Consider the following 13,518-nt stretch of genomic DNA (forward strand, 5'->3'; position numbering starts at 1 on the left):
AAGGCTTCAGAAGGGCCTTATAGAGTCGGAAATTTCCCGTTTGATGACGCCTATGCCAAACTAACCCGCATATAGACAAGGTGAAAACTCTCTAATGGCCGATTGGCAGTCCCTCGATCCCGAGGCCGCTCGTGAAGCGGAAAAATATGAAAACCCTATTCCCAGCCGCGAACTGATCCTTCAGCACCTTGCTGATCGGGGTTCGCCTGCTGCCCGCGAGCAACTGGTCGAAGAGTTTGGTCTGACCACAGAAGACCAGATCGAAGCCCTGCGCCGCCGCCTGCGCGCCATGGAGCGCGACGCTCAACTGATCTACACCCGCCGTGGCACCTATGCACCGGTAGACAAGCTCGACCTGATCCTCGGTCGCATCAGCGGTCACCGTGACGGCTTCGGCTTCCTGGTGCCGGACGACGGCAGTGACGATTTGTTCATGAGCCCGGCGCAAATGCGTCTGGTGTTCGACGGTGACCGTGCCCTGGCTCGGGTTTCCGGTCTCGACCGTCGCGGTCGCCGGGAAGGCGTGATCGTCGAGGTGGTGTCCCGTGCCCACGAGAGTATCGTTGGTCGCTACTTCGAAGAAGGCGGCATCGGTTTCGTCGTTGCCGACAATCCGAAGATTCAGCAGGAAGTGCTGGTGACTCCAGGTCGCAACGCCAACGCGCAAATCGGTCAGTTCGTCGAGGTGAAAATCACCCACTGGCCGACGCCGCGCTTCCAGCCGCAAGGCGATGTGATCGAAGTGGTCGGCAACTACATGGCGCCGGGCATGGAAATCGATGTCGCGCTGCGTACCTACGACATTCCGCACGTCTGGCCTGAAGCGGTGCTCAAAGAAGCCGCCAAGCTCAAGCCTGAAGTCGAAGAGAAAGACAAAGAGAAGCGTGTCGACCTGCGCCATCTGCCGTTCGTCACCATCGACGGCGAAGATGCCCGCGACTTCGACGACGCGGTCTACTGCGAAGCCAAGCCGGGCAAACTGCGTCTGTTCTCCGGCGGCTGGAAGTTGTACGTGGCAATTGCCGACGTTTCCAGCTACGTGAAGATCGGTTCGGCGCTGGACAACGAAGCCCAGGTGCGCGGCAACTCGGTGTACTTCCCCGAGCGCGTGGTGCCGATGCTGCCTGAGCAGCTGTCCAACGGCCTGTGCTCGCTGAACCCGCATGTCGACCGTCTGGCCATGGTTTGCGAGATGACCATCTCCAAGTCCGGCGAAATGACCGACTACTGCTTCTACGAAGCGGTGATCCATTCCCACGCCCGTCTGACCTACAACAAGGTCAGCGCGATGCTGGAAACCCCGAAAGCCACCGAAGCGCGCAAGCTTCGCGGCGAATACACCGACGTGGTGCCGCACCTCAAGCAGCTCTATGCGCTGTACAAAGTGTTGCTGGCTGCCCGTCACGTGCGCGGCGCGATCGATTTCGAAACGCAGGAAACCCGGATCATCTTCGGTTCCGAGCGCAAGATCGCCGAAATCCGTCCGACCACCCGCAACGATGCGCACAAGCTGATCGAGGAATGCATGCTGGCGGCCAACGTGGCCACTGCCGAATTCCTCAAGAAGCACGAAATCCCTGCGCTGTACCGTGTCCACGACGGCCCGCCACCGGAGCGTCTGGAAAAACTGCGCGCCTTCCTCGGCGAGCTCGGCCTGTCCCTGCACAAAGGCAAGGAAGGACCGTCGCCGAAGGACTATCAGGCCCTGTTGGCGAGCATCAAGGACCGTCCGGATTTCCATCTGATCCAGACCGTGATGCTGCGCTCCCTGAGCCAGGCGGTGTACAGCGCCCAGAACGAAGGTCACTTCGGTCTGAACTACGAGGCCTATACCCACTTCACCTCGCCGATCCGTCGCTATCCGGACCTGCTCACGCACCGCGCCATCCGCAGCGTGATCCATTCGAAGCAGGACACGCCGCACGTTCGCCGCGCAGGGGCGATGACCATTCCGAAGGCGCGCATCTATCCGTACGACGAAGCGGCGCTGGAGCAACTCGGCGAGCAGTGCTCGATGAGCGAGCGCCGTGCCGACGAGGCCACCCGCGACGTGGTGAACTGGCTCAAGTGCGAGTTCATGAAGGATCGCGTCGGCGAATCGTTCCCGGGTGTGATCACCGCCGTGACCGGTTTTGGTCTGTTCGTCGAGCTGACCGATATCTACGTCGAAGGCCTGGTGCACGTCACCGCGCTGCCGGGCGATTACTACCACTTTGATCCTGTGCATCACCGCCTGGCGGGCGAGCGCACCGGTCGCAGTTTCCGTCTCGGCGACACCGTTGAAGTGCGCGTGATGCGCGTCGACCTCGACGAGCGCAAGATCGACTTCGAGATGGCCGAAAAAACCATCAGCGCGCCGATTGGTCGTAAGAAGCGCGGCAGCGAAAGCACCGCTCCGGCTGCGACCAAGGCTGTGGAAGACAAGGCTCCGGCGAAAACCGCCAGCCGTCGTCCAGCCAAAGAGAAAGCCGTCGAGGCCTATCGCCCGAGCGATGCCGTGGCGAAAAACGCCGAGCTGCGCAAAAGCCGTGAATTGAAGAAGGCCTTGCTGGCCGAAGCCAAAAGCGGTGGTAAAGCGGCGTCTGGGGGAAAGACCGGGCGGTCGGCGCCTGACAAGGCCGTCGGCGGCAAACCAGCCAAACCGAGCAAACACCGTAAAGGCCCGCCGAAAGCGGGTTCGGCTCCAGCCAAAAGTGGCGGGTCGCGTAAACCGAAGGCGAAGTCATGAGTCAGTTGGAAAAAATCTACGGCGTTCACGCGGTAGAAGCGTTGCTGCGTCACCACCCGAAACGCGTCAAGCAGATCTGGCTGGCCGAAAGCCGCAATGATCCGCGCGTGCAGACCCTGATCGAACTGGCCAACGAAAATCGTGTGCAGATCGGTCAGGCCGAGCGCCGCGAAATGGACGCCTGGGTTGAAGGCGTGCACCAAGGCGTGGTCGCGGACGTCAGTCCGAGCCAGGTCTGGGGCGAGGCGATGCTCGACGAGCTGCTCGACCGCACCGAAGGCGCACCGTTGTTGCTGGTGCTCGACGGCGTGACCGACCCACACAACCTCGGCGCCTGCCTGCGTTCGGCGGATGCTGCCGGCGCGCTGGCGGTGATCGTGCCCAAGGACAAGTCGGCAACCCTGACGCCGGTGGTGCGTAAAGTGGCCTGCGGCGCGGCGGAAGTGATTCCGCTGGTGGCGGTGACCAACCTGGCACGCACTCTGGAAAAGCTCCAGCAGCGCGGTCTGTGGGTCGTCGGCACCGCGGGTGAGGCCGAGGTCAGCATTTATGACCAGGACTTGACCGGCCCGACCATCCTGATCATGGGCGCCGAAGGCAAAGGCATGCGTCGCCTGACCCGTGAGCACTGTGACTATCTGGTGAACCTGCCGATGGCTGGCAGCGTCAGCAGCCTCAATGTGTCCGTGGCGACCGGCGTGTGCCTGTTCGAAGCGCAGCGTCAACGCGGCGCCAAGGCCAAAGTTGCCGCGAAGAAGTAATCTTGAGCTGAAATCGGTTCAAATGTGGGAGCGAGCCTGCTCGCGAAAGGGGTGTGTCAGACGACAATAATGTTGCCTGATAGATCGCATTCGCGAGCAGGCTCGCTCCCACAGTGTTTTGTGTCAGGTCGAAGATCGGTGATTGTTCAAATAATCACCAATTGCCTTGCGCCTCTGCAGTCCCTTCTCTACAATTGCGCCCCTTGCTGTGACGGCAGGCACGCATGTGCCCCGCGCCAGCAAGTCCATAAGTGTCATTCACTCCTTGTCTGACCGTTTTTGAGCGGCAGGCTACAACCCGTAAGGAGCATTCATGCGTCATTACGAAATCATCTTTCTGGTCCACCCTGACCAGAGCGAGCAAGTCGGCGGCATGGTTGAGCGTTACACCAAGCTGATCGAAGAAGACGGCGGCAAAATCCACCGTCTGGAAGACTGGGGCCGTCGTCAACTGGCCTACGCAATCAACAATGTTCACAAGGCTCACTACGTGATGCTGAACGTTGAGTGCACTGGCAAGGCCCTGGCCGAGCTGGAAGACAACTTCCGCTACAACGATGCTGTGATCCGTAACCTGGTCATCCGTCGCGACGAAGCCGTTACCGGCCAGTCCGAGATGCTCAAGGCTGAAGAAAACCGCAGTGAGCGCCGTGAGCGTCGCGACCGTCCTGAGCACTCCGACGCTGATGGCGTTGAGGGTGATGACAGCGACAACAGCGATAACGCTGACGAGTAATCCACGGACCTTTTAAGGAGCCTATCAAATGGCACGTTTCTTCCGTCGTCGTAAATTCTGCCGCTTCACCGCTGAAGACGTGAAAGAGATCGATTACAAAGATCTCAACACTCTGAAAGCCTACGTATCCGAGACCGGCAAAATCGTTCCAAGCCGCATCACCGGTACCAAAGCTCGTTATCAGCGTCAGCTGGCCACCGCTATCAAGCGCGCCCGCTTCCTGGCCCTGCTGGCCTACACCGACAGCCACGGCCGCTGAGACCGGGCAGTCGACAAGTAGCAAAGGATTGAATGCATGCGTGCCTTAGCTGAGTTCATCATGCGCGGCCGTATGCAGGCCACTCTCGTAGTGGCCGGGTGTGCAACATTGCCGTTGTTGTATTGGTTGGGTGCTGCCGCCGGGAGCCTGGTGCTTCTGCGGCGCGGACTGACGGACGCCATTGGCGTCCTGTCCCTGGGGCTGCTGCCGGCATTGATCTGGTGGCTGTATGCCGATGATCCGCGGGCACTTCTGGTGCTGCTGGGGTCTTCGGGGCTTGCGTTGGTGTTGCGCGCAAGCGAATCCTGGGTCCGCACGCTGCTGGTCAGCGTAGTGATTGGAGTGGTGTTTTCTGTGGTGCTCGGGGCAGCGTTTGCGGCCCAGATCGAGATGCTCGCGCAGGCCTTGATAAAGGTCATGCCGGCGCTTCTTGGTGAAACCTACAAGCAATTGTCGGTCGATGAGCAAGCGCGTTTCGCGTCCCTGATTGCGCCAGTCCTGACCGGACTGATTGCGGCGTTGTTGCAGATCGTCAGCGTGCTGAGCCTGATTATCGGGCGTCATTGGCAGGCGTTGTTGTACAACCCGGGTGGTTTTGGTCGCGAGTTTCGCGCCATCCGGATCCCGCTGGGGCCGGCGATGTTGCTGCTGGCGTTGATGCTTCTGGGCCCGAATCTCGGTGCACAGATGGCCATGTTGACGCCGTTGTGCAGTGTACCGCTGGTGTTCGCCGGACTGGCCCTGATTCACGGGCTGGTCGGGCAGAAGCGACTGGCCGGTTTCTGGCTGGTGGGGTTGTACGTCACGCTGCTGTTGTTCATGCAGCTGCTCTATCCGTTGCTCGTGGTTCTGGCCATTGTCGACAGCCTGATTGATTTTCGCGGTCGTCACGTGTCGAAAGGCACCGACAACGCGAACGGTGAAGGTTAAAAGTTAAGAGGATTTCCACATGCAACTGATCCTTCTGGAAAAAATCGCCAACCTGGGCAACCTGGGCGACAAAGTAAACGTTAAGGCCGGTTACGGCCGTAACTACCTGCTGCCTTTCGGCAAAGCTACCGCTGCGACCGCTGCCAACCTGGCTGCGTTCGAAGAGCGTCGCGCTGAGCTGGAAAAAGCCGCCGCAGACCGTAAAGCATCGGCTGAAAGCCGTGCTGCCCAACTGGCCGAGCTGGAAGTGACCATCACTGCCACCGCTGGCGACGAAGGCAAGCTGTTCGGTTCGATCGGTACTCACGACATCGCTGACGCACTGACCGCCTCCGGCGTTGAAGTTGCGAAAAGCGAAGTTCGTCTGCCGAACGGCACCATCCGCAACGTGGGTGAATTCGACGTGGCTGTGCACCTGCACGCCGAAGTTGAAGCCACCGTACGCGTTGTCGTGGTAGCAGCTTAAGCAATACTTGTCGGCTGGCACCCTCGGGTGCTAGCCGGTAACATCGGGCACGATCCTGTTTACAGGTCGTGCCCTTTGTCTTTCTGGTACTCCCGTTTTCAACCCTGACTCCAAGTGGCCATGAACGAAATCACCGCTCCCGAGCAATACGATCTGCAAACCGCCGCGCTGAAAGTGCCGCCGCATTCCATCGAGGCCGAACAGGCTGTACTCGGTGGTCTGATGCTGGACAACAACGCCTGGGAACGCGTGCTCGATCAAGTCTCCGACGGCGATTTCTACCGACATGACCACCGTCTGATCTTCCGTGCGATCGCCAAACTGGCCGATCAGAACATGCCGATCGACGTCGTGACCCTTGCCGAGCAACTGGACAAGGAAGGTCAGACGTCCCAGGTCGGGGGCCTCGGTTACCTCGGCGAACTGGCGAAAAACACGCCGTCCGTCGCCAACATCAAGGCCTATGCGCAGATCGTTCGCCAGCGGGCGACGTTGCGCCAGTTGATCGGCATCAGCACTGAAATTGCCGACGCCGCCTTCAACCCCGAAGGTCGTACCGCCGAAGAGATCCTCGACGAGGCCGAACGGCAGATCTTCCAGATCGCCGAGGCGCGCCCCAAGACCGGCGGGCCGGTGGGCGTCAACGAACTGTTGACCAAGGCCATCGATCGCATCGACACCCTGTTCAACACCGCCGACTCGATCACCGGCCTGTCCACCGGTTATACCGACCTTGACGAGAAGACCAGCGGCCTGCAACCGGCCGACCTGATCATCGTCGCCGGCCGTCCGTCGATGGGTAAGACCACCTTCGCCATGAACCTGGTGGAGAACGCCGTACTGCGCAGCGACAAGGCGGTGCTGGTGTACTCTCTCGAGATGCCAGGCGAATCGCTGATCATGCGTATGCTTTCGTCCCTGGGGCGTATCGATCAGACCAAGGTGCGTTCCGGCCAGCTGGAAGACGACGACTGGCCGCGCCTGACCTCGGCGGTCAATCTGCTCAACGACCGCAAGCTGTTCATCGACGATACTGCCGGCATCAGCCCGTCGGAAATGCGTGCGCGAACCCGGCGCCTGGTCCGCGAACATGGCGATATCGGTCTGATCATGATCGACTACCTGCAACTGATGCAGATTCCCGGCTCCAGTGGCGACAACCGGACCAACGAGATTTCCGAGATCTCCCGATCCCTGAAAGCCCTGGCCAAGGAATTCAACTGCCCGGTGGTGGCGCTGTCGCAGCTCAACCGTTCCCTGGAACAACGTCCCAACAAGCGTCCGGTGAACTCCGACTTGCGGGAATCCGGAGCGATCGAGCAGGACGCCGACGTCATCATGTTCGTTTACCGGGACGAGGTGTATCACCCGGAAACCGAACACAAGGGCATCGCCGAAATCATCATCGGCAAGCAGCGGAACGGCCCGATCGGCTTTATTCGCCTGGCGTTTATCGGTAAGTACACCCGCTTCGAAAACCTCGCGCCGGGCAGTTACAACTTCGACGACGACGAGTAACGTCGAGCACCTGTGGCGAGGGAGCTTGCTCCCGATCGGCTGCGCAGCAGTCGAATTCTGGGGGCTGCTTCGCAACCCGGCGGGAGCAAGCTCCCTCGCCACAGGTAAAGCACAATTTCCGACCATAGCCGTCGGAATTGGTCAAAATTTGTGCTATATTCCGCGCCCGCGAAATTCAATGAAAGCCAACACCGGTTATCGACATGCAAGCAGCCAAGCCGTTATTTGACTATCCAAAGTACTGGGCCGAATGTTTCGGGCCAGCGCCATTCCTGCCGATGAGCAGGGAGGAGATGGATCAGCTCGGCTGGGATTCCTGCGACATCATCATTGTCACCGGTGATGCCTACGTCGATCACCCGTCGTTCGGCATGGCGATCATCGGCCGGCTGCTGGAGTCCCAGGGCTTCCGCGTCGGGATCATCGCTCAGCCGAACTGGCAGTCCAAAGACGACTTCATGAAGCTCGGCGAGCCGAACCTGTTCTTCGGCGTCGCGGCCGGCAACATGGACTCGATGATCAACCGTTACACCGCGGACAAGAAAATCCGTTCCGACGACGCCTACACGCCGGGTGGCATGGCGGGCAAACGTCCGGACCGCGCGAGCCTGGTCTACAGCCAGCGTTGCAAAGAGGCGTACAAGCATGTGCCGATCGTCCTCGGCGGCATCGAGGCGTCCCTGCGTCGCATCGCCCACTACGACTATTGGCAGGATCGCGTGCGCAACTCGATCCTGATCGACGCCAGCGCTGACATTCTGCTGTACGGCAACGCCGAGCGGGCCATTGTCGAAGTGGCCCAGCGCCTGTCCTATGGGCACAAGATCGAAGACATCACCGATGTGCGCGGCACCGCGTTCATCCGCCGTGACACGCCGCAAGGCTGGTACGAAGTCGACTCCACGCGCATCGACCGTCCGGGCAAGATCGACAAGATCATCAACCCGTACGTGAACACCCAGGACACCCAGGCCTGCGCCATCGAGCAAGAAAAAGGCCCGGTGGACGATCCCGAGGAAGCCAAGGTCGTACAGATTCTGGCCAGCCCGAAGATGACCCGCGACAAGACCGTGATCCGCCTGCCATCGATGGAAAAGGTGCGTAACGACCCGGTTCTGTACGCCCACGCCAACCGCGTGCTGCACCTGGAAACCAACCCGGGCAACGCCCGCGCGCTGGTGCAGAAACATGGCGAGATCGACGTCTGGTTCAACCCGCCGCCGATTCCGATGACCACTGAAGAAATGGACTACGTGTTCGGCATGCCTTACGCACGGGTTCCGCACCCGGCGTACGGCAAGGAAAAGATCCCGGCCTACGACATGATCCGTTTCTCGGTGAACATCATGCGTGGCTGCTTTGGCGGCTGCACGTTCTGCTCGATCACCGAGCACGAAGGCCGGATCATCCAGAACCGTTCCGAAGAGTCGATCATTCGCGAAATCGAAGAGATCCGCGACAAGGTTCCTGGCTTCACCGGCGTGATCTCCGACCTTGGCGGCCCGACCGCGAACATGTACCGCATCGCCTGCAAGAGCCCGGAAATCGAATCCGCGTGCCGCAAGCCGTCCTGCGTGTTCCCGGGCATTTGCCCGAACCTGAATACCGACCACTCGTCGCTGATTCAGCTGTACCGCAGCGCCCGTGCCTTGCCGGGTGTGAAGAAGATCCTGATTGCCTCCGGCCTGCGTTACGACCTCGCGGTCGAGTCGCCGGAGTACGTCAAAGAGCTGGTGACCCACCACGTTGGCGGTTACCTGAAGATCGCCCCGGAACACACCGAGGAAGGTCCGCTCAACCAGATGATGAAACCGGGGATCGGTACTTACGACCGCTTCAAGCGCATGTTCGAGAAGTACACCAAGGAAGCCGGTAAAGAGCAGTACCTGATCCCGTACTTCATCGCCGCGCACCCGGGCACCACCGACGAAGACATGATGAACCTGGCCCTGTGGCTCAAGGGCAACGGTTTCCGTGCCGACCAGGTGCAGGCGTTCTACCCGTCGCCGATGGCCACCGCCACCGCGATGTACCACTCGGGCAAGAACCCGCTGCGCAAGGTCACCTACAAGAGCGACGGTGTGACTATCGTCAAGAGCGAGGAGCAGCGTCGTCTGCACAAGGCGTTCTTGCGTTATCACGACCCGAAAGGCTGGCCGATGCTGCGCGAAGCGCTGACCCGCATGGGCCGCGCCGACCTGATCGGGCCGGGCAAGAACCAGTTGATCCCGCTGCATCAGCCGGCCACCGACAGCTACCAGAGCGCCCGTCGCAAGAACTCGACGCCGGCTGGCAGTCACAAGGTCGCGAAAGAGAAGACCACCAAGATTCTCACCCAGCACACCGGCCTGCCGCCGCGTGCCAGTGACGGTGGCAACCCTTGGGACAAGCGTGAACAAGCCAAGGCTGCGGCGTTTGCCCGCAACCAGCAGGCGGCCAAGGAGCGCAAGGAAGCGGCCAAGGGCAAGGGGCCGAAACCGGCACGCAAGCCCGTCGTTCCGCGCTGAGTCACTTTTTGTTTCAACAGAACGCCAACCTTCGGGTTGGCGTTTTTTTTTCAAGATCAAAAGATCGCAGCTTTCGGCAGCTCCTACAGAGGTTCGTGCGTTTCCCTGTAGGAGCTGCCGAAGGCTGCGATCTTTTGATCTTCGCCACATTTAGGCGCAACTTCCTCAATCCATTTCCCCGCATCGCCCGATTTTGGTGCTGTACTGCCCTGAGCATTCCGGGAAAGCGCCCAAGCCCCTGCATGGCATAAGTCTTGCGCGCTTTCGAATACGCTTAGGCTCGCAGGAGGCACGCCGTGTCGATTCATGTCGCATTGCATCACGTCACGCATTACCGCTACGACCGCGCTGTCGAACTCGGCCCGCAGATCGTACGCCTGCGTCCGGCCGCCCACAGCCGCACGCGGATCTTGTCGTATGCGCTGAAGGTCTCGCCCGAGCAGCACTTCATCAACTGGCAGCAGGATCCTCAGGGCAATTACCTCGCGCGTCTGGTGTTCCCCGAGAAAACCAACGAATTGCGCATCGAGGTCGATCTGCTGGCCGAGATGGCGGTGTTCAATCCGTTCGACTTCTTCCTCGAACCCTATGCCGAGAAAATCCCCTTCAGTTACGCCGCAGATGAGCGCAAGGAATTGGCGCCGTACCTCGAAACCCTGCCGCTGACCCCAGCCTTCAAAGCCTATCTGGATAGCATTGATCGCACGCCGCTGCCGGCGGTGGATTTCCTGGTGATGCTCAACCAGCGTCTCAGCGAAGACATTCGCTACCTGATCCGCATGGAACCGGGCGTGCAAACCCCGGAACACACCCTCGAACAGGCGTCCGGCTCCTGCCGCGACTCAGCGTGGCTGCTGGTGCAGTTGCTGCGCAACCTCGGGCTGGCCGCGCGGTTTGTCTCCGGCTACCTGATTCAACTGACCGCCGACGTGAAAAGCCTCGACGGCCCGTCCGGCACCGACGTCGATTTCACCGACCTGCACGCCTGGTGCGAGGTGTACCTGCCGGGCGCTGGCTGGATCGGTCTGGATGCCACGTCCGGGCTGTTCGCCGGTGAAGGGCATATCCCGCTGGCCTGCAGTCCCGATCCTTCCTCAGCTGCGCCGATCAGTGGTCTGGTCGAGCCGTGCGAATGCCAGTTCAGCCACGAAATGTCGGTCGAGCGGATCTGGGAAGCGCCACGGGTGACCAAGCCCTATACCGATGAGCAGTGGCTGGCGATTCAGGCGCTGGGCCGGCAGATCGATGCCGATCTGCTGGAAGGTGATGTGCGCCTGACCATGGGCGGCGAGCCGACCTTCGTTTCCATCGACGACCCGGACGGCGCCGAATGGAACATAGCAGCGTTGGGCCCAGACAAGCGCCGCCTTTCCGCCGAACTGTTCCAGCGCATGCGCCAGCACTATGCGCCGAAAGGCCTGGTGCATTTCGGTCAGGGCAAGTGGTACCCGGGCGAGCAATTGCCGCGCTGGTCGCTCAACTGCTATTGGCGCCGCGACGGCGTGCCGATCTGGCACAACAGCGCGCTGATCGCCGATGAGCAGCAGGACTACGGCGCCGATGGCGAACTGGCGGGACGCTTTCTCGCGAGTGTTGCCGAACGCCTGAAACTGCCTGCTCGTTTCGTGTTTCCAGCCTTCGAAGACCATTTTTATTACCTCTGGCGTGAGGGCGCATTACCGAGCAACGTCAGCGCTGAAGACTCGCGTCTTGAAGAACCGCTGGAGCGCGCACGTCTGCGCAAGGTCTTCAATCAGGGCCTGGATAAAGTGATCGGCCAGGTGCTGCCGCTGGCGCGCACCGCCAAGGGTGATCAATGGCAGAGCGGGCGCTGGTATCTGCGCGACGAGCATTGCCGATTGGTGCCGGGGGACTCGCCGCTGGGTTACCGTCTGCCGCTCGGTTCGCAGCCGTGGGTGAAGGCTGCCGAGTATCCGTTCATTCATCCCAACGATCCGAATCAGGACTTCCCCGAGCTGCCGGACACCATTCGGCTCAACAGTCATGCCGAACCCGCCGCGACCGACGAACGTGCGCCGACAATCGACGAGTCCGCCGACTGGCTGACCCGCACCGCGTTCTGCGCCGAGGCGCGCGAAGGGCGCCTGTATCTGTTCATGCCGCCACTGGAGCGGGTCGAGGATTATCTGGAGCTGGTGGCGGCCATCGAGGCCACCGCCGAAGAGCTGCATTGCCCGGTGCTGCTGGAAGGTTACGAGCCGCCCAGTGACCCGCGCCTGAGCAACTTCCGTATCACCCCGGATCCGGGGGTGATCGAGGTCAACGTGCAGCCATCGGCGACGTGGGACGAACTGGTCGAGCGCACCGAGTTTCTCTATGAACAGGCGCGGCAGACCCGCCTGACCACCGAGAAATTCATGATCGACGGACGCCATACCGGCACCGGCGGCGGCAACCATTTCGTCCTCGGTGGCGCGACCCCGGCCGACTCGCCATTCCTGCGCCGTCCGGATCTGTTGCGCAGCCTGATCAGCTACTGGCACAACCACCCGTCGCTGTCCTACCTGTTTTCCGGGTTGTTCATCGGCCCGACTTCGCAGGCGCCGCGTGTTGATGAGGCTCGCAACGACGCTTTGTACGAACTGGAAATCGCCTTCGCGCAGATGCCTGAACCGGGCCAAGAGTGCGCGCCGTGGCTGGTGGATCGCCTGCTGCGCAACCTGCTGATCGACGTCACCGGCAACACTCACCGCGCCGAGTTCTGCATCGACAAATTGTATTCGCCGGATGGCGCTACCGGGCGTCTTGGTCTGCTGGAGCTGCGCGCGTTCGAGATGCCGCCCCACGCGCGCATGAGCCTGGCCCAGCAGTTGTTACTGCGCGCGCTGGTCGCACGCTTCTGGCGCGAGCCGTATGCGCCGTCAAAACTGGCGCGCTGGGGCACCGAGCTGCACGACCGTTTCATGCTGCCGCACTTTATCGAGCAGGACTTCGCCGACGTCATCGTCGAACTGAACAATGCCGGTTACCCACTGCGCGCCGAATGGTTCGCCGCGCACCTGGAATTCCGTTTTCCCAAGGTCGGCGATTACGCCGTCAACGGCATCGAACTGGAACTGCGTCAGGCGCTGGAGCCTTGGCATGTGCTGGGCGAGGAAGGTACGGCGGGCGGCACGGTGCGCTATGTCGACTCGTCGCTGGAGCGTTTACAGATCAAACTCAACGGCCTGCCGCCGCAGCGTTATCTGCTGACCTGCAACGGCGTCCCGGTGCCGCTGCAACCGACCGGGCGCATCGGCGAGTTCGTCGCCGGTGTGCGCTTTCGGGCCTGGCAACCGGCCAACTGTCTGCAACCGACCATTCCGGTGCACACGCCGCTGGTGTTCGATCTGCTCGACACCTGGATGCAGCGTTCGCTGGGGGGCTGTCAGTACCACGTGGCGCACCCGGGCGGGCGCAATTACGAAACGTTGCCGGTCAACGCCAACGAGGCGGAGAGCCGGCGCATGGCGCGGTTTTTCCGCATCGGACACACGCCGGGAAAACTTCCGATACCCAACCTGACAATCTCCGACGAGTTGCCGATGACGCTCGATTTACGACGTTTCTAAGTCCTGCACGACATGCGGATTTTTCGTATATCCGCACGTCA

Annotated in this window: 9 protein-coding genes; all 9 read left to right on the top strand. The window is 61.1% G+C overall.

All coding sequences use genetic code 11. The features are described 5' to 3' along the window. Nucleotides 1-94 precede the first annotated feature (94 nt). The 9 genes from rnr (at nucleotide 95) to B1722_RS21960 (ending at nucleotide 13,477) form a co-directional block, all read left to right on the top strand. Entirely contained in the window at nucleotides 95-2,728 is a 2,634-nt protein-coding gene (rnr, locus tag B1722_RS21920) for a ribonuclease R (RefSeq protein ID WP_041065679.1), read from the top strand. Beyond that, nucleotides 2,725-3,489 carry a 23S rRNA (guanosine(2251)-2'-O)-methyltransferase RlmB gene (rlmB, locus tag B1722_RS21925; protein WP_027611421.1) on the top strand — a complete coding sequence of 255 codons (765 nt, stop codon included), beginning with the start codon at nucleotides 2,725-2,727 and terminating at the stop codon, nucleotides 3,487-3,489. Before rnr ends, rlmB begins: the two co-directional genes overlap by 4 nt. Before the next feature lie 313 nt (nucleotides 3,490-3,802). After that, entirely contained in the window at nucleotides 3,803-4,225 is a 423-nt protein-coding gene (rpsF, locus tag B1722_RS21930; protein ID WP_003221133.1) for a 30S ribosomal protein S6, read from the top strand. A gap of 28 nt (nucleotides 4,226-4,253) precedes the next feature. Next, nucleotides 4,254-4,484, top strand: a complete 231-nt coding sequence (gene rpsR, locus B1722_RS21935; protein WP_002551829.1) for a 30S ribosomal protein S18 — start codon at nucleotides 4,254-4,256, stop codon at nucleotides 4,482-4,484. Between the two features lie 36 nt (nucleotides 4,485-4,520). Then, a complete protein-coding gene (locus B1722_RS21940) occupies nucleotides 4,521-5,414 on the top strand; it encodes a hypothetical protein (RefSeq protein ID WP_047290989.1) in 894 nt (297 codons plus the stop codon). Nucleotides 5,415-5,433: 19 nt separating this feature from the next. Further along, nucleotides 5,434-5,880, top strand: a complete 447-nt coding sequence (rplI, locus tag B1722_RS21945; protein WP_003186385.1) for a 50S ribosomal protein L9 — start codon at nucleotides 5,434-5,436, stop codon at nucleotides 5,878-5,880. Nucleotides 5,881-6,000: 120 nt separating this feature from the next. Further along, nucleotides 6,001-7,398 carry a replicative DNA helicase gene (gene dnaB, locus B1722_RS21950; protein WP_041065665.1) on the top strand — a complete coding sequence of 466 codons (1,398 nt, stop codon included), beginning with the start codon at nucleotides 6,001-6,003 and terminating at the stop codon, nucleotides 7,396-7,398. Between the two features lie 203 nt (nucleotides 7,399-7,601). Then, entirely contained in the window at nucleotides 7,602-9,905 is a 2,304-nt protein-coding gene (locus B1722_RS21955; RefSeq protein WP_041065663.1) for a YgiQ family radical SAM protein, read from the top strand. Between the two features lie 296 nt (nucleotides 9,906-10,201). Continuing rightward, nucleotides 10,202-13,477, top strand: a complete 3,276-nt coding sequence (locus tag B1722_RS21960) for a DUF2126 domain-containing protein (protein ID WP_086794252.1) — start codon at nucleotides 10,202-10,204, stop codon at nucleotides 13,475-13,477. Nucleotides 13,478-13,518: the final 41 nt, after the last annotated feature.

Source organism: Pseudomonas sp. SCPG-7 (genome assembly GCF_002156405.1).
GTDB lineage: Bacteria > Pseudomonadota > Gammaproteobacteria > Pseudomonadales > Pseudomonadaceae > Aquipseudomonas > Aquipseudomonas parakoreensis.